At 67.3% G+C, this 21,796-nt stretch carries 20 protein-coding genes; 6 read left to right on the forward strand and 14 right to left on the reverse strand.

What is annotated here, in order from left to right; translation table 11 throughout:
- Position 1: 1 nt before the first annotated feature.
- The 8 genes from AC3FOF_RS41400 to AC3FOF_RS41435 form a co-directional block, all read right to left on the reverse strand.
- Positions 2-490, reverse strand: a complete 489-nt coding sequence (locus AC3FOF_RS41400) for a VOC family protein (protein WP_017231367.1) — start codon at positions 488-490, stop codon at positions 2-4.
- Positions 491-541: 51 nt separating this feature from the next.
- Complete coding sequence (locus AC3FOF_RS41405; RefSeq protein WP_488729957.1) at positions 542-2,731, reverse strand: alpha-ketoacid dehydrogenase subunit alpha/beta; 2,190 nt, start codon at positions 2,729-2,731, stop codon at positions 542-544.
- Positions 2,732-2,802: 71 nt separating this feature from the next.
- Positions 2,803-3,627 carry an SDR family NAD(P)-dependent oxidoreductase gene (locus AC3FOF_RS41410; protein WP_276269047.1) on the reverse strand — a complete coding sequence of 275 codons (825 nt, stop codon included), beginning with the start codon at positions 3,625-3,627 and terminating at the stop codon, positions 2,803-2,805.
- Positions 3,624-4,343: a branched-chain amino acid ABC transporter ATP-binding protein gene (locus AC3FOF_RS41415; protein ID WP_035819479.1), complete on the reverse strand. Its 720-nt coding sequence runs from the start codon at positions 4,341-4,343 to the stop codon at positions 3,624-3,626. Before AC3FOF_RS41415 ends, AC3FOF_RS41410 begins: the two co-directional genes overlap by 4 nt.
- An 11-nt stretch (positions 4,344-4,354) precedes the next feature.
- The gene (locus AC3FOF_RS41420; protein ID WP_017231371.1) at positions 4,355-5,113 is read right to left on the reverse strand and encodes an ABC transporter ATP-binding protein; all 759 of its coding nucleotides are present in this window, start codon (positions 5,111-5,113) and stop codon (positions 4,355-4,357) included.
- Positions 5,110-6,396, reverse strand: a complete 1,287-nt coding sequence (locus AC3FOF_RS41425; RefSeq protein WP_488729958.1) for a branched-chain amino acid ABC transporter permease — start codon at positions 6,394-6,396, stop codon at positions 5,110-5,112. The genes AC3FOF_RS41420 and AC3FOF_RS41425 overlap by 4 nt, the downstream gene beginning before the upstream one ends.
- A gap of 2 nt (positions 6,397-6,398) precedes the next feature.
- A complete protein-coding gene (locus AC3FOF_RS41430; protein ID WP_017231373.1) occupies positions 6,399-7,340 on the reverse strand; it encodes a branched-chain amino acid ABC transporter permease in 942 nt (313 codons plus the stop codon).
- 174 nt (positions 7,341-7,514) lie between these two features.
- Positions 7,515-8,762: a branched-chain amino acid ABC transporter substrate-binding protein gene (locus AC3FOF_RS41435; protein WP_488729959.1), complete on the reverse strand. Its 1,248-nt coding sequence runs from the start codon at positions 8,760-8,762 to the stop codon at positions 7,515-7,517.
- Between the two features lie 420 nt (positions 8,763-9,182).
- Between AC3FOF_RS41435 and AC3FOF_RS41440 the strand changes: the two genes are divergently transcribed.
- Positions 9,183-9,887 (forward strand): FadR/GntR family transcriptional regulator, encoded by a 705-nt coding sequence (locus AC3FOF_RS41440; protein WP_017224906.1) that lies wholly within the window; start codon positions 9,183-9,185, stop codon positions 9,885-9,887.
- 31 nt (positions 9,888-9,918) lie between these two features.
- Here AC3FOF_RS41440 and AC3FOF_RS41445 read toward each other — a convergent pair whose 3' ends face one another.
- Together AC3FOF_RS41445 and AC3FOF_RS41450 are read right to left on the reverse strand one after the other, a co-directional pair.
- Positions 9,919-10,407 (reverse strand): hypothetical protein, encoded by a 489-nt coding sequence (locus AC3FOF_RS41445; protein ID WP_488729960.1) that lies wholly within the window; start codon positions 10,405-10,407, stop codon positions 9,919-9,921.
- 225 nt (positions 10,408-10,632) lie between these two features.
- Positions 10,633-11,529, reverse strand: a complete 897-nt coding sequence (locus AC3FOF_RS41450; protein WP_017224904.1) for a LysR family transcriptional regulator — start codon at positions 11,527-11,529, stop codon at positions 10,633-10,635.
- Between the two features lie 114 nt (positions 11,530-11,643).
- Between AC3FOF_RS41450 and AC3FOF_RS41455 the strand changes: the two genes are divergently transcribed.
- The 4 genes from AC3FOF_RS41455 to pcaD all read left to right on the forward strand — a co-directional run bounded on the left by AC3FOF_RS41455 (position 11,644) and on the right by pcaD (position 14,973).
- Entirely contained in the window at positions 11,644-12,771 is a 1,128-nt protein-coding gene (locus AC3FOF_RS41455; protein WP_276267156.1) for a muconate/chloromuconate family cycloisomerase, read from the forward strand.
- Positions 12,772-12,819: 48 nt separating this feature from the next.
- Complete coding sequence (gene catC / locus AC3FOF_RS41460) at positions 12,820-13,098, forward strand: muconolactone Delta-isomerase (RefSeq protein WP_017224477.1); 279 nt, start codon at positions 12,820-12,822, stop codon at positions 13,096-13,098.
- A gap of 98 nt (positions 13,099-13,196) precedes the next feature.
- On the forward strand, positions 13,197-14,180 hold the full coding sequence (locus AC3FOF_RS41465; protein WP_017224476.1) for a tripartite tricarboxylate transporter substrate binding protein: 984 nt from the start codon (positions 13,197-13,199) through the stop codon (positions 14,178-14,180).
- Positions 14,181-14,187: 7 nt separating this feature from the next.
- Positions 14,188-14,973: a 3-oxoadipate enol-lactonase gene (pcaD, locus tag AC3FOF_RS41470; protein WP_276267155.1), complete on the forward strand. Its 786-nt coding sequence runs from the start codon at positions 14,188-14,190 to the stop codon at positions 14,971-14,973.
- Between the two features lie 289 nt (positions 14,974-15,262).
- Here pcaD and AC3FOF_RS41475 read toward each other — a convergent pair whose 3' ends face one another.
- On the reverse strand, positions 15,263-16,108 hold the full coding sequence (locus tag AC3FOF_RS41475; protein ID WP_488729961.1) for a DUF3047 domain-containing protein: 846 nt from the start codon (positions 16,106-16,108) through the stop codon (positions 15,263-15,265).
- Positions 16,109-16,465: 357 nt separating this feature from the next.
- On the reverse strand, positions 16,466-17,215 hold the full coding sequence (locus AC3FOF_RS41480) for an SDR family oxidoreductase (RefSeq protein WP_488729962.1): 750 nt from the start codon (positions 17,213-17,215) through the stop codon (positions 16,466-16,468).
- A gap of 194 nt (positions 17,216-17,409) precedes the next feature.
- Between AC3FOF_RS41480 and AC3FOF_RS41485 the strand changes: the two genes are divergently transcribed.
- Positions 17,410-18,327: a LysR family transcriptional regulator gene (locus AC3FOF_RS41485; protein WP_488729963.1), complete on the forward strand. Its 918-nt coding sequence runs from the start codon at positions 17,410-17,412 to the stop codon at positions 18,325-18,327.
- 57 nt (positions 18,328-18,384) lie between these two features.
- On the opposite strand, the gene AC3FOF_RS41490 is transcribed toward AC3FOF_RS41485, so the two are convergent.
- Complete coding sequence (locus tag AC3FOF_RS41490; RefSeq protein ID WP_017224346.1) at positions 18,385-18,567, reverse strand: hypothetical protein; 183 nt, start codon at positions 18,565-18,567, stop codon at positions 18,385-18,387.
- A gap of 62 nt (positions 18,568-18,629) precedes the next feature.
- The gene (locus AC3FOF_RS41495; protein WP_488729964.1) at positions 18,630-21,725 is read right to left on the reverse strand and encodes an efflux RND transporter permease subunit; all 3,096 of its coding nucleotides are present in this window, start codon (positions 21,723-21,725) and stop codon (positions 18,630-18,632) included.
- Positions 21,726-21,796: the final 71 nt, after the last annotated feature.

The following is a 21,796-nucleotide window of genomic DNA, read 5'->3' on the forward strand; positions in this document are numbered from 1 at the left end:
GTCAGGCGTTCCTCGGCTGGTGAAGGTCGGGGCGATAGGCCGCGATGTCGGCGTACTGGACGATCTCGAGCACATTGCCCTCGGGGTCGCGGCAGAACGCCAGGTAGGTGCCGGGGCGGACTTCCACCCGCTCGGGGCCGGTCAGGAACTCGACCTCGGCGGCCAGCAGCTGGTCGACCACGGCCTGGATGTCATCCACGATAAAGGTGAGATAGGTGGCGTTGGCCTGGTCCAGGATGTACGCGGGCGCGGCTTGCGGCGCGGGCGGCTGTACCGGGGCCAGCAGCTTGATGCGCTCGCCGTAGCCGGTCTGCAGGCGCACGGCGGTGTAGCCGGCCTGGTTCATGGCCGCCTGCGCGGCATTGGCGCCGGGCACGGCCACTTCGCTGACGAAGGCGAAACCCAGCACCTGCTCGTAGAAGCGGCGCATGCGGGGCAGGTCGCGCACGGCGATGCCGACCTCCAGGGGGACAATCATGTTCAGGCTCATCGGAATTCCTTGGCTAGGTTCGGTATGTCTGGCGTATGCGATGCCGGCGGCTCAGGCCGCGCCCTTGTCGCGCATCGCCTGCCGCAGGCCTTGCGCCACTTCCTCGGTGCGGGCGGCGGCGGCGCGCTCCAGCACCTTGGAGATGCTCGGCGCGGCTTCCGCGCCGGTGACGCGCTGCACCGGCTGGTCCAGCCAGTCGAAGCAGCGGCGCTGGATCTCGTCGGCCAGCCAGCCGCCATACGAGGTGCCGCGCGCGCCTTGCTCCACGATCAGCACGTTGTTGGTCTTCCTGATGCTTTGCTCGATGGTGTCCCAGTCCAGGCTGGCCCGGTCCAGCCAGCGCAGGTCGATCACCTCGGCGTCGATGCCGGTCTGCGCCACCGCTTCGAGCGAGTGGCCGACCATCGACAGGTAGGTGATCACGGTGAGATCGCCGCCCGTGCGGCGCACCGCGGCCTTGCCCACCGGCAGGTGGTAGTCGAAATCATCCACGGGGCCCGTGCCCGCGGCGTTGTACAGGTCCACATGCTCGATCACCAGCACCGGGTCCTTGCAGGCCAGCGCGGTGTTCATCAGGCCCACATAGTCGAACGGCGTGGACGGCGCCACGATGCGCCAGCCCGGGTTGGTGGCGAAGATGCCGGCCGGATCCATCGAATGCTGCGAGCCGTAGCCCGTGCCCATCGCCACCTTGGTGCGCAGCACCAGCGGCACATCGCTCTGGCCGCCGAACATATGGCGCGCCTTGCCGATCTGGTTGAAGACCTGGTCGGCCGCCACCCACATGAAGTCGGGGTACATGAACTCCACCACCGGCTTGTAGCGGCCATCCAGCGCCAGTCCGCCGCCAAGGCCCACAAAGGCGTTCTCGCTGATCGGCGTGCCCAGCACGCGGTCCGGGAAGCTGTCGCGCAGGCCGCGCGTGGCACCGTTGGTGCCGCCCTTGAGACGGTGCACGTCCTCGCCCATCACCACCACCGACGCATCGGTTTCCATGCGCCGGTGCATGACGTCGGCCACCACGTCGATGAACTTGCGCTGGCCGAGCTTGCCGGAGAAGCCGGTTTCGTCCTCGCAGCGCAAGCCCGCCAGCTCGCTCAGGTCACCGCGGATGCCCACGTCGCGGAAGTCCGGGCTCGGCCACAGTTCGGGGCGGATGCGGCGCTTGCCCGGCTTGCCGGAGGGATCGGCCTCGGTCAGCGCCGCCATGGCTGCGCGCATGCCTTGCCTGATGCGCTCGCGCAGCGCGGCGATCTCGTCGGCGCTGATCAGCCCGCGCTCCTGCATGCGGCGCGCCATCAGGTCGAGCGGGTCGCGCGCGCGCCATTGCTGTTCTTCTTCCTTGCTGCGGTAGCCGAAGGCGCTGCCGGGGAAGGGGCCGTTCTGGTGGAAGAAGCGATACAGGTCCGCCTCGATGATGGTGGGACCCTTGCCGGCGCGCATATGGGCCAGTGCTTCCTGCGTGGCGAGGTAGACCGCCAGCGGGTCCATGCCGTCGACCTTCCAGCTCGGGATATTGAAGCCCATGCCGCGCGCCGACAGGCGCGGCTCGGCGGTGGATTCCTCTACCGTGGTGGAGACCGCGTAGCGGTTGTTCTCGATAAAGAAGCACAGCGGCAGCTTCCACGCCGCGGCCAGGTTCATGGTCTCCAGCACCGAGCCGATATTGACCGCGCCATCGCCGAAGTAGGTCACGGCGACCGCGTCGGTACCGGCGTGCCGGTGCGACCAGGCCGCGCCGGCGGCCATCGGCACCCCGCCGCCCACGATGGCGTTGGTGCCCAGCGCGCCGGCTTCGGCCCACTGCAGGTGCATCGAGCCGCCACGGCCCTTGCAGTAGCCTTGGGCCAGCCCGAGGATTTCCGCGAGCGTGCGCTGCAGCAGGGTTTGCACTTCGGCGGACAGCGGGGCGCGCGGATCGATGCCGCCGGGCGCGAGATAGCCCAGCGCCTTGGAAATGAACTGGTGATGCCCGCGATGCGAGCCGTTGACCTGGTCGGCGCCGGTCAGCGGCACGATGGAGCCGGCCGCGCCGCCTTCCTGCCCGATGCTGGAGTGCGCCGGTCCGTGGACCAGGCCTTCGGCGGCGAGTTCGAGCACGGCTTCCTCGAAGCCGCGGATCAGGTGCATATGGCTCAGCAGGGTGCCGAGCACAGCCGGATCGGCGCTGGCCCAGTCTTCGTCGGTGGCACGCAGTTCCACCCATTCGGCGGAGGGGCGCAGGGCGCTACGTTCAGACATTTGAGAATCCTTGATTACCAGTCGGTGGTGTGCTTGATCGTGTTGGGGGCGTGTTCGGGGCGGCGGCGCGCTCAGAAGCCGTCGGCGGTCCAGCCGCCATCGGAGACCAGCGCGTGGCCGGTGATGAAGGCGGCCGAGTCCGAGGCCAGGAAGAGCGCCACTTCGGCCATTTCCTCAGGCGCGCCGAAGCGGCGCAGCGGTGTGCGCGCCAGCAGGGCCTCGCCGTCGATGGCCTTGCTGGCCAGCAGCGTTTCCATCAGCGCGGTGCTGGTGTAGCCCGGGCAGACCGCGTTGACGCGGATGTTGTACTCGGCCCATTCGGCGGCCAGGGACTTGGTCAGAGAAACCACGCCCGCCTTGGCCGCGCAGTAGGCCAGGCGCCGTGCCGACGAGGCCAGGCCCCACATCGAGGCGGTGCTCAGGATGGACCCGCCGCCCTGCCGCACCATGCGGCGCGCCGCTGCCTGCGTGCAATAGAAAACGCCGGAGAGGTCGATGTCGATGGCGCGGCGCCAGTCGTCGGGCGTGAGTTCCAGCGACGGCTTGTTCATCGAGATGCCCGCGTTGTTGAGCAGGATGTCGATGCGGCCGAAGCGCGCTTCGGTGGCGGCGCAGGCCTGCTCGACGGCATCGGGGTCGGTGATCGACGCCTGCACGACCTCGACTTCCACCGCCGGGTACGCCTTGTTCAACTCCGCCCTGGTGTCGGCCAGACCCGCCGCATCCAGGTCCAGCAGCATCAGGCGCGCGCCGTGCCGGGCGAAGCCGTGCGCCATCGCGCGGCCGATGCCGCTGGCGCCGCCGGTGTTGAGCACGACCTTGCCGGCCAGGCCGGGGTAGCTGGCGCGCGCGAAGGCTTGCGCGTTCGGGTATCCAATTGGCAATGAGGTGCTCATACGGCTAACCAGTCCTTCAGAAGTTGGGTGTTGGAAGTGAGTTGCCCGGGCGTGCCCTCGTAGACGATGCGGCCGTGGCCCATCACGCAGACGCGGCTGGAGACCTTCAGCGCGATGGCGAGCTTTTGCTCCACCAGCACTACCGAGACGCCCCGTCGATGAATGTCCTGGATGGCTTCGCCGACCACCGCCACGATCTTGGGCGCGAGGCCCTCGGTGGGCTCGTCGATCAGGATCACCAGCGGATTGCCCAGCAGCGAGCGGCACATGGTCAGCATCTGCTGCTCGCCGCCGGAAAGGCTGCCGGCCTTGGTGTTGCGGCGTTCCTTCAGGCGTGGGAAATAGTCGAACATCTGCTCCAGCGTCCACCGCGGCGCGCCTTCGGTGGCGCGCTGCTCGCCCATGCGCAGGTTCTCGTCCACCGTCAGGTTGGCGAAGACTTCGCGCTCTTCCGGCACGTAGGCGATGCCGCGCCGGCAGATCGCATAGGACTGCGCGCCGGCCAGATCGCGGCCGCGCAGCCTGACCTGGCCGGCGCTCGGCGGGACCAGGCCCATGATGGCTTTCAGCGTGGTCGAGCGGCCCGAGCCGTTGCGGCCAAGCAGGCTGACGACTTCGGCCTGCCCGACGTGGAAATCCACGCCATGCAGGATATGGCTCTTGCCGTAGTGCGCGTGCAGGCCCTGCACGCTGAGCAGCGGATCGGCGATTGGCATGGACTGCGCGCTCATACGGTGACCTCCTCGCCCAGATAGGCTTCCTTGACGCGTGCGTTGTTGCGGATCTCGTCCGGGGTGCCGGTGGCCACGACCTCGCCGTAGACCAGCACGCTGATGCGGTCGCTGAGCGAGAACACCACGTCCATGTCGTGCTCCACGATCAGCAGCGTGCGGCCCTGCGCGATCTCGCGGATCAGGCCGGCGGTGTAGTCGGTCTCTTCCTGCGACATGCCGGCCATGGGCTCGTCGAGCATGATGACCTTGGGGTCGGAGGCCAGCGTCATGGCGATCTCGAGCGAGCGCTGCTCCGAGTAGGACAGCTCGCCGGCAATGGTTTGCGCGCGGCCGGCCAGGCGCACCTGTTCGAGCAGGTGCATGGTTTCGTCGCGCACCGCGCGTACCTTGTGGGCGAATCGCCACAGCACGTACTGCAGCCCGTGGCGGCGCATCACGGCCAGCCGCAGGTTCTCGAACACCGAGAGGCCCGCGAAGATATTGGTGATCTGGAACGAGCGCGCCAGTCCGCGATGGTTGATCTGCTGCGGCGACAGGCCGTGGATCGGCTCGCCGTTGAGCATGATCTCGCCCTTGGTGAGCGGCAGGCGCCCGGAGATCAGGTGGAACAGCGTGGACTTGCCGGCGCCGTTGGGGCCGATCAGCGCGTGCCGCTCGCCGTCGATGAGGTCAAGATCGACGCCGCGGATGATGTCGATGTCGCCGAAGGATTTGCGCAGTCCGCGCAGGGAAAGGATGGCTTGCTTGTTCATGCCGGGTTCCTTTGTGCGTTGGGGTTGGCGTGGCCATTGCCGGCGGCGCACGGGGCGGCGTCCTTCAGGCGCAGCCAGGCGCCGTTGGCGAGGCGCGCCGCCGCGATGCCGGCCACCAGGAGCACGGCGGGTACCAGCCAGGTCAGCGGCGACACGGGATCCCATTCCCGCCCGAACAGGGGAAGCGGCGGCCAGCCGCCGCCATTCAATGCCGCCATGGAGCGATAGTCCTGCGAGAAGAAGCGCTGCAGCAGTTCCACCGTGAACACGGTGCTGCCTGCCAGCAGCACGGTGCAGACGGCAAAGGCCAGCGCGATGGGCAGCAGCGGGCGCAGGCCGTAGGTCTTGCTGTGCGTGGCGAAGGATTGGATCAGCCCGGCCAGCCCGGCCGGCATGAACAGCATCACCAGCACGAAGACGATGCCCTGGTACAGCAGCCATGAGCGCGTCAGGTCGGAAACCGCGTAGCCGAAGAAGGTCATCACCGCGGCGCCGAGCGCCGGGCCGAGGAAGATCTTCACGCCGCCGATATAGCTGTTGAGCACCACCGCGGCCGAGGCCGAGGACTCGAACACCACATAGTTGGCCGCCTCCATATTGAGCGCCTGGAGCGCGCCCGCGATGCCGGAGAACATGGCCGACACGGCGAACACCAGCACGCCGAGGCGGTGCGTGTCATAGCCGAGGAAACGCAGGCGGTTGGCGTTCTCGCGCAGGCCCAGCGTCAGGCGGCCCACCGGCGTCAGCGTGAACAGGTACAGCAGCGCCAGCGACAGCAACACCCAGCCGAGCGTCAGGTAATACACCTGGTTGCTGTCGCCGAAGCTCAGGCCCCAGGCCGGCATGCGCATGGTGGAGATGCCCGCCTCGCCGCCGAACCATCCTTTCAGGTGCGGCGCCAGCGAATGCAGCAGCTCGGCCAGCGCCAGCGTGATCATGGCGAAATAGACGCCGGTGCGCTTGGTGGCGAACCAGCCGGCGGCCAGCCCGGCGACGAGGCCCATGGCGCCGCCCGCCAGCGGCAGCAGCGGGGTGGGCAGCAGGCCGTTGCCGCCGAATGCGTTCATCGCGTGCACGGTGGCAAAGGTGCCGATGCCGAAGTAGGCCGCGTGTCCGAAGGACAGCATGCCGCCCTGGCCGCTCAACAGGTTGAACGCGGCGGCGAACAGCACGGCGATCAGCATCTGGATCGATGCGTTGACGAGCGATTGCGACAGCGCCATCGGCAGCGCCAGCAAGGCGCCAACGCCGAGCAGCAGCAGGGTTTTCTGGATCTTGGTCATGCTTACTCCTTCTCGCCCATCAGCCCGGACGGACGTACCAGCAAAATCAGCAGCATCAGCGCGAACGGGATCGTCCCGGCCAGGCTGGAGAGCTTCAGGGTCAGCAGCCCGCCCACCTCTTCGGCCCAGGCACCCGCGCCGAATACGGCGAACAGGTCGGCCAGGCTGCGGTCGATGCCGACCGAGAACGAGGTGATCAGGCCGATCAGCAGCGAGGCCAGCATGGCGCCCTCCAGCGAGCCGAGGCCGCCCACCACCACCACCACGAACACCATCACGCCCAGCTCCAGCGCCATGTTGGGGTTGGTGGTGTAGAACGCGCCCGCCACCGCGCCGGCCAGTCCGGCCAGCGCCGCGCCGATGCCGAACACGCCCATGAACACCAGCGGCACGTTGTGGCCCAGGGCTTGCGCCATGCGCGGCTTGTAGATGGCGGAGCGCACCACGATGCCGACCCGGGTGCGCGTGAGCAGCAGGTAGATCACGGCGAACATGGCAACGGCGATGCCGCCCATGAACACGCGGTAGAAGGGGTAAGAGGAGATGCCGAGATGGAAGGCGGCAAAATCCAGCGACGCCGGGATGCGGTAGTCCACCGGGAAGTTGCCGAAGAACAGCTTGATCAGCTCGGCGACGATGAACGACAGGCCGAAGGTCAGCAGCAGCTCGTGCGCGTGGCCGTGATGATGGACGCGGCGCAGGAAGAAGCGCTCCACCGCTACCCCCACCAGCCCGACCAGGATCGGCGAGACGGCGATGGCCGGCCAGAAGCCGAGCGCGCCCTGCAGCGTGTAGGCAAAGTAGGCGCCCAGCATGTAGAACGACGCGTGGGCGAAGTTGAGCACGCCCATCATGCCGAAGATGAGGGTAAGGCCTGCCGACACCATGAACAGCAGCAGGCCGTAGATCGTGCCGTTAAGGAGTGAGACGATGAGGTATTCCATGAAGGCTTCCTTGGAACGAGCCGGTCCGTGGCGCGGCCGCCGGGGCGTGGCCGGCCGCGCCTGCCTGCCCGCCGCGGCCTGGGCGCGGGGACGTGGCGGGCGTTACGGTTGATGCGGTGATTGCAGTCGTTGCGGGTTGGTGCGATTGCAGCGATTGCTGCGGTTGCCGGGAGATCAGCCGGGGCGCTGCATCTTGCAGCTGGCCTGGGCCGGCGTGGCGGCTTCGGCGGCGGAGAACGTCTTCACGGGCTTGAAGCCCATGTCGGTGCCGTCGACCTTGAACCTGGCCTCCTTGGACACCACCGACACGACCATCGGCAACAGCACCTGGTGGTCCGCCGCGCGCATGCCCATCTCGCCCAGGGAGGTCTTGATCGTTGCCTTTTCAAGCGCAAGGGCCAGGGCCTTGGTGTTGAGCTTGCCGCCTTCCGGCTTCACCGTCTTCAGCGCTGCGCCGAGCATTTCTACCGCGAACACCGTCTGCGGCTCGATAAAGACCGGCATATGGCCCTGCTTCGCCTTGAAATCGCTGGCGAAGCGTTCGCCTTCTGCGCCGCCCGCCTCGGGGTTGAAGGGGTGCGCCACATAGTGGCCGAGCGCCACGTCGGCGGCGTTGCCGATATTGCCCGGCTGGTCCAGGAACACGGTGGCGAAGCGCGTCTTGAGGCCGGCGGCCTTGGTCGCCTTCATCAGCAGCAGCAGGTCGTTGGACCAGTTGCCGGTGACTACGGTATCGGTCTTGGCCGCGGCGATCTTGGCCACGTAGGGCGAGAAGTCCTGCACCTTGTTGACGTCGTGCAGGGTCTTCTCGGCCACCGTGTAGCCGCCGGTGGCGGCATAGTCGCCGATGGCCTTTTCCATGTCGACGCCCCAGGAATAGTTCTGGTTGATCGAGTACACGCGGGTGCCGAGCGCCTTGAGCGGCTTCATCGCGCCGACCAGCGCCTTGACGCGGATCTGGGCATTGGTGGCGAACTTGAAATGATAGAAGTGGCACTTCTCGCCGGTCAGCTCCAGGGCTTCGCCGCCGACATTGAGGAACAGGATTTCCTTGCCCGGGTTGCGCAGGTTGAACTTGCGCACGTCCTCGGTGATCTGGCCCGACACGGCCGACGACGAGCCTTGCAGCACGATCTGGGCGCCATCCGCGACCGCTGCCTTGAGCTTGTCCGCCGCGCCGGCCGGCCCGCCTTGGTTGTCGTACTCGACCAGCTGGAGCGGCTCGCCGTTCCAGCCGCCGGTAGCGTTGATCTGGTCGATCGCGTAGCGCGCCGCGGCGCGGAACATCAGGCCGGTCGACGCTTGCGGTCCCGACAGCGTTTCGACCAGTGCGATCTTTACCGGCGCCGCCGATGCCGCACCAGCCAGCAACGAAAGCGCCGCGGCTGCGAACAACGGACGGGTGATGCGGCTACCGCTCATGGGTGTCTCCTTCATTTGTTGGGATCGTCTGGCGGGCGCCGAAATGGCCCTCCATATTGGTCAGACCTGTAGTTAAAGTGGTCTGACAGGTTTACTATAGGGAGATGGGCGAGCGTCGTCAACGCCGAAGTGGCAGCCATCAGGGTTTCTACCAAGAGGAGGCACGGATACATCCGCATGGATGGTGGGAGCGGGCACAGACCCTTGCCGGGATTGACTGGGAAGGTAATAGTGGATGCCATCCGCAAGCGTGCGCTGGTACAGTCCGCATGGTTCGCGCGAACCAGGACGTGCTACATTGACCTGTAAGACCAATTTAAGATCGTGCGCCGGCCGTTGCCGCCTGGCGCCAGGGAGCCAGTAGTGAACAAGACTGTGTCCGGTGCGGCGCCGCCGCCTGCCAATCGCCCGGAGGGAACCATGTTCCATCCGGAGCCCAAACACCTGCCGGATGAAATCGCAAGGCGCCTGATCCAGGCCATCCAGGCGGGCGAGTTTGCGGTGGGCGACCGCCTGCCCAGCGAGCGCCTGCTGTGCGAGCAGTTTTCAGTCAGCCGCGCCGTGGTGCGCGAAGCGCTGTCGCAACTCAAGTCGGAGGGCCTGGTCGCGCCCAAGGCAGGCAGCGGCGTGTTCGTGACCGAGCGCAGCCAGCGGCAGGCATTCCGCATGCAGGACGTGGCGATCGACGAGAAAGACTCGCTGGCCATGGTGATGGAGTTGCTGGTCACCATCGAAGTGGCGGCCACCAGGTTCGCGGCCATGCGCCGCACGCCGGAAGATCTCAAGCGGATCCGGCGCGCCTTGATCGGCATGGAGTACGAGATCGCCAACGACCGCTTGGGCGACGAGGAAGACTTCGCCTTTCACCAGGCCATTGTCGAGGCCACCCACAACCCGCATTTCCAGGCGCTGAGCGAGCACCTGGAGCACGGGGCGCGGCGCGTGATCCGGCAGGCAAGGAGCAATACCAAGAGCCATCATGCCAACCTGGTAGAGGCCGTGCAGGACGAGCACAAGGCCATCTACGACGCCATCGTGGCGGCAGACCCCGAACGCGCGGCGGAGGCGGCGGAGACCCACCTGCGCAACGCCGCCAAGCGGCTGAACATGTATCTGAAGGGGTGAGGCCGCGCTTGCCCGCCGGTCCGGCGGTGCGCTATTCCAACTCTGCCAGCCCCGCTTCGAGCCGCTGGCTCAGGCGCTCGCCGTTGCCGAGCAGGACCACTACCTCTATCTCCGCGGCCAGCGCCCGGCAGGCGGCGCGGCTGGTGCCGGACAGCGACAGGCTGATGCCCAGCGGGCATACGCACACCGCGCGCGCCCTGCCCTCCATATCGACTGTGACGGCACCATGGCCTGCGCGCATCGACAAGCCGGAGGCGCGGTGCCAGCGCCATGCCGAAGGCGCGAGCGTGGCCGTGACGTCGGTGCCGTCGCCCTGCACCACCGTGGCGGTGGCGGTAAAGCGCGCAGTGCCGGGCGTGAGCGGCGTGTCGGCGCAGGTGAGTTGCAGGCGGTAGCCAGAGGCTGGCGCCGGGCCGGCATGGACGCCCTGCCTGGCGGCCCGGAGCTGCCTGGTGAGCGCTTCCTTACCTGGTACGCCACCCCCAATCCTGCGCAGCGTATCGCGGCCGGCCTGGAGCAAGCCCGTCAGCAGCCCCGTTATCGGGCCCCCCGGTGATTGTGCGGGCTGTGAGGAGGGACGCCCGGCGCGGTGTGGCGCGCCGGGGCCCGAGATCGACCCTGTGTGCATCGGTGGCACGATTTCCCCGTATCCTTTTTTGTTTGTGCACTGTACAAACCGATGGCATCGCGCGCATCACCCATTCGTGGGATAAGGCCGGTTTTTTCTGCCGCCGGCACCGTTTTTTCAGGCGGGCGGCGGCATGCCCGCCAGTTCGCCGACCCGTTTCACCACTTCGGCCAGCAGCGGCGAGCGGTCGTCGCTGCGATAGCTCATCATTACCGGCGAGGTAAATCCGGGTGCATGGATCGGCATATAGATCACGTCGTCGCGGTGCAGCCGCTGCACCGATGCCGGCACCAGGCAGATACCCAGCCCGGCGGCGACCAGGCCGATGGCGGTCTGCAATTCGTTGGCCTCCTGCGCCACGCGCAGTTGCAGGCCCTGGGTGCGGAACAGCGCGAGCACGTGGTCGGCATAGCTGGGCCGGGGCCGTGCGGGATAGAGCACGAAAGGGTGGGCCGCCAGTTGCTCCGGCGTCATCGGGGCGCGGCCCAGCGCCGCGTGGCCGCGGGGCACGGCCACCACCAGCGGCTCGGCCATCACCACCGAGCGGGTGATGGCGGGGTCGTCCAGCACGATGCGGCCAAAGCCGATATCGATGCGGCCGGCCTTCAGTGCCTCCAGTTGCTGTACGGTGGTCAGCTCGGACAGGCCCACCTCCAGCGCCGCATCGGATCCGCGCACCAGGCGGATCAGCTCGGGCAGGAAGCCGTAGAGCACCGAGGGCACGAAGCCGATGCCGAACCAGCGCTTTTCATTGCGGCCGATACGCCGCGTGCCTTCCACGATCTCTTCGATGCGCTGGTTCAGTTGCAGCGATTGCTCCAGCAGGAAGCGCCCGGCCTCGGTCAGTCTCACCGTGCGCGAGGAGCGGTCCAGCAGCACGGTGCCGATTTCATCCTCCAGCTGGCGGATCTGGCGCGACAGCGGCGGCTGGGCGATATGCAGGCGTTCGGCGGCGCGGGTGAAGTTGAGTTCGGCCGCGACAGCCTGGAAATAGCGCAGGTGGCGAAGCTCCATGTGACGGTCCTTTCATACTCAAAAGGTATTGATCGGGACATACTCGGTCTTGGACACCACGGATGTCAAGCCACATACTGCCTCCCAGCGTATTCCATACCTGGTAGACACAGCATGAAAGCAACCGTTGCCTCCGTCGAAGCCATCCTGGTCGACCTGCCCACCATCCGGGCCCACCAACTGGCCATGACCACCATGCAGCGCCAGACCCTGGTGATCGTGCGGCTGCGCTGCAGCGACGGCATCGAGGGCATTGGCGAAGCCACCACCATCGGCGGCCTGAGCTACGGCGACGAAAGCCCCGAAGGCATCAAGCTGACCATCGATACCTATCTGGCGCCCGCGCTGGCCGGCATCGATGCCTGCAATATCCACGCCGCCATGCAGCGCCTGGGCTCGGTGGCGCGTGGCAACCGCTTCGCCAAGTCGGCGCTGGAGACCGCGCTGCTGGATGCGCAGGGCAAGCGCCTGGGCCTGCCGCTGGCGGCACTGCTGGGCGGTGCGGTGCGTCCGAACCTGGCCTGCCTGTGGACCCTGGCAAGCGGCGACACCGCACGCGACATCGAAGAGGCCGAATCCCTGCTGGAAGCGCGCCGCCACAACACCTTCAAGCTCAAGATCGGGCGCCGCCCGGTGCGCGACGACGTGGCCCATGTGTCGGCCATCAAGCGCGCGCTGGGCGACCGCGCCCGCGTCACGGTGGACGTCAACCAGGCCTGGAACGAGGCCGATGCCGCCACCGGCATCGCCATGCTGGAAGCTGCCGGGGTCGACCTGATCGAGCAGCCGGTGCCGCGCGAGCAGCGTGGCGCGCTGGCGCGGCTGGCGGCGCGCTTCGTGGTGCCGGTGATGGCCGATGAGGCCGTGTGCGGCCCCGAGGACGCGATGGAACTGGCGCGGCTGGCCGCGGCGGACGTGTTCGCGCTGAAGATCGCCAAGTCGGGCGGCATCTTCGAGATGCTGCGCACCGCGGCGGTGGGCGATGCCGCCGGCATCGCCCTCTACGGCGGCACCATGCTGGAGGGCAGCGTGGGCACCATCGCCGCCGCCCACGGCTTCTGCACGCTGCCGAGGCTGGCCTGGGGCACCGAGCTGTTCGGCCCGCTGCTGCTCAAGGATGATGTGGTGACGGCACGCCCCGAGTACCGCGACTTCGCCTTGCACCTGCCGGCTGGCCCGGGGCTGGGCCTGACGCTGGACGAAGACAAGCTGGCCCACTACCGCCGCGACCGCGCCGCCTGAGGCGCGCTCGCCGCGATCCCGACCCAACCTGGACCCAAGGAATCAAGCATGCTGTTTCTGGTGAGAATGGACGTGAAGATACCGGCCGATATGCCGGTGGCGCTGGCAGACGAGATCAAGGCGCGCGAGAAAGCGTACTCGCAGGACCTGCAGCGCCAGGGCAAATGGCCGCATATCTGGCGCGTGGTGGGCGAGTACGCCAACTACAGCGTCTTCGATGCCGAATCCAACGACGAACTGCACGCCATGCTGTCCGGCCTGCCGCTGTTCCCGTACATGGAAATCCATGTCACGCCGCTGGCCCGGCATCCATCGTCGATCCGGTAACACCGTAGGCCCGTCATACCGTAAGACGAAGGCTACTAAAACCCGCCGCGGCCCACGATGGCCGCGATTGCACTTCACTCCAACTGGAGGAGACTTCGATGCGCTTGTCATTCCTGCGCGCATGGGCCGCCTGCGCCTGTGCGCTGGCCACCCTGGCCGTGCTGCCGTCGGCCCATGCCGACACCTATCCCGACCGCCCGATCCGCTGGATCGTGCCCTTCCCCGCCGGCGGTGCGATGGACAATATCGCCCGTACCCTGGGCCAGGAAATGTCAAAGACGCTGGGTCAGTCCATCGTGGTGGAAAACCGCCCCGGCGCCGGCGGCAATATCGGTGCCGAGATGGTGGCGCGTTCGCCCGCCGACGGCTACACGCTGATCATCGTGGCCAACGGCATGGCGGTGAACCCCGCCCTGTATGGCCGCCTCAGCTATGACCCGGTGAAGGACTTCGCACCGGTCTCGCTGCTGGCCGTGGTGCCCAATGTGCTGGTCACCAGCAAGGCCAAGAAACTGCCTGCCACCGTGCCCGACCTGATCGCCGCCGCGCGCGCCACGCCGGACAAGTACACCTATGCCTCGGCCGGCAACGGTACCTCCATCCACCTGGCCGGCGAGCTGTTCACCTCGCTGACCGGCGTCAAGATGCTGCACGTGCCGTACAAGGGCAGTGGCCCGGCCATGACGGACCTGCTCGGCGGCCAGGTCGACTATATGTTCGACAGCATCACCTCGGCCAAGCCGCATATCGACGCGGGCAAGCTCACGCCGATCGCGGTGACCACCACCAGGCGCTCGTCGGCGCTGCCCAACGTGCCGACCATGGCCGAGGCCGGCGTCAAGGGCTATGAGCTGTCGCCCTGGTTTGCCGCCTTCGTGCCGGCCAGGACGCCGCCCGCCGTGGTGGCGCGCCTGAACCAGGCCATGGTGGACGCGCTGGCCAAGCCGTCTGTGCGTACCCGTCTGGCGGGCATCGGCGCCGAGCCGATCGGCAGCACGCCCGCGCAACTGGGCAAGCACCTCGCCGCCGAGACCGAAAAATGGGGCAAGCTGATCCGCGAACGCGGCATCCACGCGGATTGAGACCGACATGACCACTGCATTTCACCAGGGTGCCGCGCTGCACTATCGGATCGAGGGCGCGGCGGATGCGCCTGTGCTGGTGCTGTCCAACTCGCTGGGCACCGACCTGCAGATGTGGGCGCCGCAGATGGACAGCCTGCTGACGCGTTTTCGCGTGTTGCGCTACGACACGCGTGGCCACGGCGGCTCCAGCCTGCCCGGCTCGGCCGAGCCGTTCGGGTTTGCCGAACTGGGACGGGATGTACTGGCCATCATGGACCACGCCGGCATCGGGCGCGCGCATTTCTGCGGGCTGTCGATGGGCGGCATGACCGGCATATGGCTGGCGGCCCACCATCCCGAACGTTTCGATCGCTTCGTGCTGGCCAATACCGCCGCGCTGATCGGGCCGGCAAGCGGCTGGGACACGCGCATCCAGACGGTGCGCGCGCAGGGCATGGCGGCCATCGTCGATGCCGTGCTGGCGCGCTGGTTCAGCGCCGGCTGGCTGGCCGCCAACGCCGCGCGTATCGCGCCGGTACGGCAGATGCTGCTGGATGCCACGCCGGCAGGCTACACGGCCAACTGCGCCGCCGTGCGCGATGCGGACCTGCGCCCGCTGCTGCCGCGCATCGCCAGCCAGGTGCTGGTGATCGCCGGCACGCACGACCTGGCCACCACGCCGGCGCAAGGCCGCGAGGTGGCCGATGGCGTCGCCGGTGCGCGCTACGTGGAGCTGGACGGCGCCCACCTGTCCAACTGGGAGCAGCCGCAGGCATTTGCGGATGCGGTGTGCGGCTTCCTGGCAGGGTGATACAGGGGATGTCGATCCCGTTGTGCGTTGTCTGAAGCGCACCACGGCCTGCTTGTCCCGCGGCTTGCCGCGCCTGTGTTCCGTCAGGCCGCAAGGCGCGCGGCCGACATTCACTTGTCAGCGGTCACGATAGGGGCGTTGCATCCGGAATAGGAATAGCGCTCTGGCACTGTCCGTGCGCGGCAGGTGGTGCCGCCACCACCGATGTGCCCGGTCGCTTCGTGGTGAATCAAGACACAGGCGCGGGCCACGCAAGCCTGCCGCCCCTCATCTCGACTATGCATCTCGACTATTTCGCCGGTCCGAAGTGGATATCCCCATACCACGCCCGCGCGCTCGCGCCGGTGTTGTCGGTGTCGGTAAGTAGGCCGTAGGCGGTGACCCTGCCAGGCTTCTCGTGGAAGGCGTGCTCGTAGTCCTGCACCACGTTGCGGCTCAGGGACAGCCACCTGCCGGCGCCTTCCGGACCGCCCGAGACCACGATCATCTTGACCCGCGAGGTATGGGGGTTGTCGATGACCGAGCCGATCGGCGCGGTATTGGACCAGATGTACATCAGCGTGGCATAGGGCAGGTCCTCGCCCGCCAGCGTCCTGGCGAGCTGGATGGCGGTGCGGTCGCCGAACGACAGCTTTTCCTTGTCCCCGTCGAACACGAAGATCAGCCGTGCGGGGGCATCTTCCTGCGCAGCGACGCTGTTGTCGGCATTGTCGATCGGGTGTTCGATCTTCCAGCGCCAGCTTAGCTGCGGGGTGGCTTCCAGGTCGACGTTGCCCCGGTGCATCAGCGCGGAGGCGGAGGCGACGGCGTCGGCCTCCAGCACCGTGCCGTGTTCGTCCGCCACCAGGCTGTAGTGGGTCAACGCCTTGCCGTGCGCGACCGGGAGGTTTTTCCATGCCGCCGGCAATGGGCCGCCGGGCGTGCCGGCCGAGAATACGGCACCAGGCGCCACTGGCGCCGCCGCCGATGCCGCCGAGGCCTGTGCCCGGGCGGGCGCGGCGGGCACTATCAGCGAGCCGCATATCAGCAGGCCGGCCAGTATGCCGGCGCCAGCAGTACCGGCGCCGGACGCGCCGCGCGGGGCAGGGCGTGCCGCCGCACCGGGGAGGGGCTTCGAACCGGAAAGCGTGGTCATGATCGGTTTGCCTGACGGGCGACAGCATTGTTTCCAAGGCTTCCATTGTAGGCAGCCGACCGCGCGTTTGCGTGAGCCGTACGTTGCCGACCGTCCGCATGACCACCCTAAGGCGAGGTTTGCGGACGGTGTTCACCGGGGTGTCTGTCGAAGGCAAAGCCCTGGGCCATCATCGCGCCGAACCCGGCGCGCCCGATTTGCCCGGCGTAGCGATGCCTGGTCGCGGTTGCGGCCTGCCATGCCGCGCATCGTCGCGTAGACGATGTGGCCCGCCGCGGCCGGTGCCTGCGCCAGTGAGCAGGATGGCTTGCCGGCTAGCGTTGTTCATGATCGTTCCCCTTCGGTGTCGTGGCGGGCTCAGGCGACGCCGCCGTTGGCGCGCAGGATCTGGCCGTTGACCCAGCCGGCGCCGGGGCCGGCGAGGAAAGACACGACCGATGCGATGTCTTCCGGCTGGCCGAGACGTTGCAGCGGGGGCATGCTGGCGAAGGCCCGGATCTGTTCTTCGGTCTTGCCGTCGAGGAACAGCGAGGTGGCGATCGGGCCGGGCGCCACCGCGTTCACCGTGATGCCGCGGCCGCGCAGTTCCTTGGCGAACACATGGGTGAATGCTTCGACCGCTGCCTTGGTGGCGTTGTAGACGGCGTAGCCGGGCAGATTCAGCGCCAGCGTGGTGCTGGAGACGTTGACGATGCGCCCGCCGTCGTTGAGCCGCGCGGCCGCTTCGCGCAGGGTGTTGAAGGTGCCGCGCACATTGATGTCGAAGGTCTGGTCGTAGAGCGCGTCGCTGGTGTCGGCCAGCGGCACGGTCTTCAGCACGCCGGCGTTGTTGACCAGCACGTCCACCTTGCCCAGTTCCCGCTCGGTGAGCTCGAACATGCGGCGCACGTCGCCGGCCTTCGAGACGTCGGCCTGCACCGCGATGGCTGACGCGCCGGCCACCTTCAGCTCCGCCACGAGGGCGTCGGCATGTGCCGAGCCGGTTGCGTAGTTGAGCGCTACCGCGAAGCCGTCTTGCGCGAGGCGCCGCGCCACGGCGGCACCGATGCCGCGGGAGGCGCCGGTAACGATGGCGACCTTGCTGCTGGCGATGTCGGTGGGGTTCATGATGCGTTTCCTTTCAGGTGGTGTGCCGGGTTGGTGAAACGAATCATGGATCATTCCGGTGAACGGATAATCGTCGGTAGCTTGATATCATTGCTCCATTTACATTAACAATAATGGGAAGGCGAGGTAGGCGGCCGCTCGCCGGGCCACGCGGCGGCATCTACCCATGCAGCGCCTACGACACTTCAGATCCTATGGACCGATTCCAGGAAATGCAGGCCTTCGTGCGCATCGCCGAGCGCCAGAGCTTTACCCAGGCCTCCGGGGACCTGGGGATTCCCCGCGCCACCATCACCAACCTGATCAAGCGCATGGAGCAACGGCTCGGCGCGCGGCTGCTGGAGCGCACCACGCGCACGGTGCGGCTGACCCACGACGGCGAGGCGTATTACCGCCGTTGCGTGCGGCTGATCGCCGACCTGGAGGAAGCCGAAGGCGCGTTCCGGAACGCCGCACCCAAGGGACTGTTGCGCGTGAACCTGCAGGGCACGCTGGCGCGGCATTTCGTGGTGCCGGCGTTGCCGGATTTCCTGGCGCGGTATCCCGGCCTGGACGTCCACATCGGCGAGGACGACCGCCTGGTCGACCTGGTGCGGGAGGGAATCGATTGTGTGCTGCGCGCGGGGAACCTGCAGGATTCGTCGATGGTAGGGCGGCGGGTGGCGTTGCTGGAGCAGGTCACCGTGGCCAGCCCCGGCTATCTGGCGCGCCACGGCGAGCCGTCCGGGCTGGAGGCGCTGCCGGGACACCGCGCGGTCAACTACATTTCGAGCGCTACCGGCAAGGCCGTGCCGCTGGAGTTCACGGTGGACGGACGCGTGACGGCGATGTATCTCGGGGGAACCGTATCCGTGACCGGCGCGGATCTCTACACCGGGTCGGCGGTGGCAGGGCTGGGACTGGTGCAGGTGCCGCGCTATCGCGTGGCCGGAGAGCTGGAGGCGGGCCGCCTGCGGGTGGTGCTGGCGGCGTTCCCGCCGCCGCCGATGCCGGTCTCGGTGCTGTACTCGCAGAACCGCCAGCTCTCGTCGCGGGTGCGCGTTTTTGCGCAGTGGTTGCGCGGGATATTCGAGACGGCGGGGACGGGGGACGGGACGGGTAGAAAGTCCTGAACCCGTCACAGCTAGCCACCGCCAGCCAGCGGCGTATGGATTGGTGCCTGTCGCCGCTTATTTCTTGACGTTGGATGGCAGCACCGAGTTCCGGTTGGCCTGTTTGGCGGACTGCGCGGACTGTGCCGATTGTGATTTGCTGCTTGCCGCTGCCTTTGGCGACGCGGCGCCGGCTACGCCGATGCCGGCGCAAAGCAGGACGGCCAGCACTGCCACAGCCGTATTCTTTCGTGCATTCATGACTCACTCCCGTTGCGAGGCCGGTCCGCCTTGCGGCGTGCCGGCCACTGGTTGGTTCAGCTTCAGATACCCTCGGCCGGCGTCAGCGAGGCGGCGTCGGACCCGCCCTTGCGCCCGCGATTGCGGTTGACCCAGGCAAACACCACCGGCAGCACCAGCAGCGTCAGCAGCGTGGTGGTCACCATGCCGCCCACGATCACCAGCGCCAGCGGGCGCTGCGCCTCCGAGCCGATGCCGTGCGACAGCGCCGCCGGCAACAGGCCCAGGCCCGCCAGCATGGCTGTCATCACCACCGGGCGCAGGCGCAGCGCGGCGCCTTCCACCACGGCTTCGTGCAGGTCTTCGGACTGCGCCAGCCGGTTGACGTAGGAGATCAGGATCACCCCGTCCTGGATCGCGATGCCGAACAGCGACAGGAAGCCGATGCCCGCCGAGATCGACAGGGTTTCCCCGGCGATGTGCAGCGCCAGCAAGCCGCCAATGGCCGCGAACGGCACGTTCAGCACCACCATCAGCGCGTCCTTGAAGTTGCCGAAGGTACTGTACAGCAGCAGGAAGATTACCAGGATGGTCAGCGGCACGATCACCGCCAGCTTCTTCTGCGCGATCTTCATCTGGTTGAACTGCCCATCCCAGAAGATGCTGTAGCCCGCCGGCAGCGTCACCGCCGCGTTGACCTTGTCCTGCGCCTCGGCCACCGCGCTGCCCAGGTCGCGCCCGCGCACGCCGAACTTGATGGCGATATAGCGCTTGCCCGTCTCGCGGTAGACGAAGAACGGCCCGTCGGTCGCCTCCACCTTGGCCACCATCGACAGCGGGATGCGCTGGCCGTCCGGCGTGTCCACCAGCAGGCGCCCGATCACGTCCGGGTTGTTGCGTGCCTGGTCGTTGAGCCGCACCGACAGCCCGAAGGTCTTCTCGCCTTCCAGGATATTGGTCACGTCGTCGCCACCCACGGCATACTGCACCGCGGTCTGGATGTCGCTGACGTTCATGCCGAAGCGCGCGCTCTTCTCGCGGTCCACGGTGATGTTCAGCGTGGGCTGGCCCAGCTCCTTGAAGATGCCGACGTCAGCCAGGCCCGGCACCTTCTTCAGGATGGACTCGACCTCCTTGGCCTTGTCCTGCAGCGTCACCAGGTCGGAGCCGTAGATCTTCACCGAGTTCTCGCCCTTGACCCCGGACAGTGCTTCGTTCACATTGTCCTGGATGTACTGCGAGAAGTTGTACTCGATGCCGGGGATGCGATCCAGGTGCTTCGACAACCGTTCCACCACCTGCTGCTTGGTGGCGCCCTTGGGCCAGTCGGCGGGGGGCTTGAAGTACAGCGCGTACTCCTGGTTGAACACGCCGGTGGAATCGGTACCGTCATCCGGGCGCCCGATCTGTACCGACACGGTCTTGACCTCGGGCTGCTCGCGGAAGAAGCCGCGCAGGTCGCGCGCCACGGAGGCCGAGTAGTCGAGATCGACCGTGTTGGGCAGCGTGATGCGCAGCCACAGGTTGTTCTCCTCCAGCGTGGGCAGGAACTCGGTGCCGAGATAGCGCGAGCTGTACAGGGTGCCGGCCAGGCCGATGAAGGCGGCCAGGAACACCAGGCCGGGCTTCTTCAGCAGCTTGCGCAGCAGCGGCTTGTAGCCGCGCAGGATCACTGCGATGAACTTCGGCGAGTGCGGCCGCAGCGAGCCGCGGAACACGAAGGAGGTCACCGCCGGCACGAAGGTCAGCGCGAGCACGATCGAGGCCAGCAGCGCGAAGCCCATGGTGAAGGCCATCGGCTTGAAGATGATGCCTTCCACCCCGCCCATGAAGAACAGCGGCGAGTAGGCCACGATGATGATGCCGGTGGAGAAGATCATGGCCCGCTGCACTTCGCTGGTGGCCTTGACGATGCCGTTCTCCACGTCGGTCTCGCCCTCCTCCAGGTGGCGCATGATGTTTTCCATCACGATCACCGCCGCATCCACGATCAGCCCGAAGTCGATCGCCCCGAGCGAGATCAGGTTGGCCGGCACCTTGAAGTGCGCCATGTTGATGAACGACACGCACAGCGCCAGCGGGATCACCGCCGCCACCACCGCCGCGGCACGGAAGCTGCCGAGGAAGATGAACAGCACGATCAGCACCAGCGAGATGCCGACGAACAGCGCATGCTCGACGGTCCCCATGGTGATGTCGAGCAGGTTCTGCCGGTCATAGAAGGTCTTGACCTCGATACCCTTCGGCAGCACGTTCTGGTTGATGTCGGCGATCTTGTCGCGCACCCGTGCCAGGACCTCGGTGGCATTCTCGTCGCGCTTCATCAGCACGATGCCCTCGACGATATCGTCGTGATGGTCGAACTGCACCATGCCCAGGCGCGGCGTGTTGCCCACCCGCACCTCGGCGATATCGCGCACGCGCACCGGCACGCCACTGGACACCGACACGGTGACGTTGCGGATGTCGTCGAGCGTTTGCAACAGGCCCACGCCGCGCACCACGAACTGCTGCTCGCCGGCCTTCATCAGTCCGCCGCCGGCGTTGGCATTGGCGTTCGACACCGCATCCACCACCTGCTTGAGCGAGAGCCCATAGGCCTGCAGCTTCTCCGGCGTCGGCACGATCTGGTATTGCTTGACCTTGCCGCCGAAGGCAGTGATATCGGCCACGCCCGGGACGTGCTTGATCTCCTTGTAGACGTTGTAGTCCTGGTAGGTCTTCAGCGTGGTCACGTCGATGCCGTCGGCCTCGATCCGGTAGCGCAGGATTTCGCCGGTGGCGTCGCCGTCCGGCGACAGGTTGGGCTGCACGCCGGGCGGCAGGTTGGCCTGCGACAGGTAGGTGACGAAGTTCTGGCGGGCCTTGAAGTTGTCGACGCCTTCCTTGAACTTGACCGTCACCACAGACAGCCCGAACAGCGAGACCGAGCGGAAGGACTGCACGTCCGGCACGCTGGCCAGCGCGTTCTCCACGGGAATGGTGATCTGCTGCTCGACCTCCACGGTGCTGCGGCCGGGCCACTGCGTGATGGCCTGTACCGTGACCGGCGCCACGCCGGGATAGGCCTGCAGCGGCAGCCGCAGGAAGCTCAGCACGCCGGCCGCCAGCAGGCCGAGGGCCAGGAAGACGATGACCAGGCGCCGCTTGAGGATACTTCTGATGGGCGAGAAGACCATCTCAGGCCTCCTGCTTGAGCAGCATTTCGTTGAGCAGCATGCCGCCCTGCGTCACCACGCGAACCGGCGCG

Source organism: Cupriavidus sp. 96C5-1, assembly GCF_057798855.1.

Coding starts and splice junctions, on each gene's coding strand:
- catC (WP_017224477.1), top strand. CDS start 12,820: ATGCTGTTTCTGGTGAGAATGGACGTGAAGATACCGGCCGATATGCCG.
- AC3FOF_RS41400 (WP_017231367.1), bottom strand. CDS start 490: ATGAGCCTGAACATGATTGTCCCCCTGGAGGTCGGCATCGCCGTGCGC.
- AC3FOF_RS41440 (WP_017224906.1), top strand. CDS start 9,183: ATGTTCCATCCGGAGCCCAAACACCTGCCGGATGAAATCGCAAGGCGC.
- AC3FOF_RS41485 (WP_488729963.1), top strand. CDS start 17,410: ATGGACCGATTCCAGGAAATGCAGGCCTTCGTGCGCATCGCCGAGCGC.
- AC3FOF_RS41490 (WP_017224346.1), bottom strand. CDS start 18,567: ATGAATGCACGAAAGAATACGGCTGTGGCAGTGCTGGCCGTCCTGCTT.
- AC3FOF_RS41465 (WP_017224476.1), top strand. CDS start 13,197: ATGCGCTTGTCATTCCTGCGCGCATGGGCCGCCTGCGCCTGTGCGCTG.
- AC3FOF_RS41455 (WP_276267156.1), top strand. CDS start 11,644: ATGAAAGCAACCGTTGCCTCCGTCGAAGCCATCCTGGTCGACCTGCCC.
- AC3FOF_RS41420 (WP_017231371.1), bottom strand. CDS start 5,113: ATGAACAAGCAAGCCATCCTTTCCCTGCGCGGACTGCGCAAATCCTTC.
- AC3FOF_RS41430 (WP_017231373.1), bottom strand. CDS start 7,340: ATGGAATACCTCATCGTCTCACTCCTTAACGGCACGATCTACGGCCTG.
- AC3FOF_RS41450 (WP_017224904.1), bottom strand. CDS start 11,529: ATGGAGCTTCGCCACCTGCGCTATTTCCAGGCTGTCGCGGCCGAACTC.
- pcaD (WP_276267155.1), top strand. CDS start 14,188: ATGACCACTGCATTTCACCAGGGTGCCGCGCTGCACTATCGGATCGAG.
- AC3FOF_RS41415 (WP_035819479.1), bottom strand. CDS start 4,343: ATGCCAATCGCCGATCCGCTGCTCAGCGTGCAGGGCCTGCACGCGCAC.
- AC3FOF_RS41425 (WP_488729958.1), bottom strand. CDS start 6,396: ATGACCAAGATCCAGAAAACCCTGCTGCTGCTCGGCGTTGGCGCCTTG.
- AC3FOF_RS41480 (WP_488729962.1), bottom strand. CDS start 17,215: ATGAACCCCACCGACATCGCCAGCAGCAAGGTCGCCATCGTTACCGGC.
- AC3FOF_RS41475 (WP_488729961.1), bottom strand. CDS start 16,108: ATGACCACGCTTTCCGGTTCGAAGCCCCTCCCCGGTGCGGCGGCACGC.
- AC3FOF_RS41410 (WP_276269047.1), bottom strand. CDS start 3,627: ATGAGCACCTCATTGCCAATTGGATACCCGAACGCGCAAGCCTTCGCG.
- AC3FOF_RS41405 (WP_488729957.1), bottom strand. CDS start 2,731: ATGTCTGAACGTAGCGCCCTGCGCCCCTCCGCCGAATGGGTGGAACTG.
- AC3FOF_RS41435 (WP_488729959.1), bottom strand. CDS start 8,762: ATGAGCGGTAGCCGCATCACCCGTCCGTTGTTCGCAGCCGCGGCGCTT.
- AC3FOF_RS41495 (WP_488729964.1), bottom strand. CDS start 21,725: ATGGTCTTCTCGCCCATCAGAAGTATCCTCAAGCGGCGCCTGGTCATC.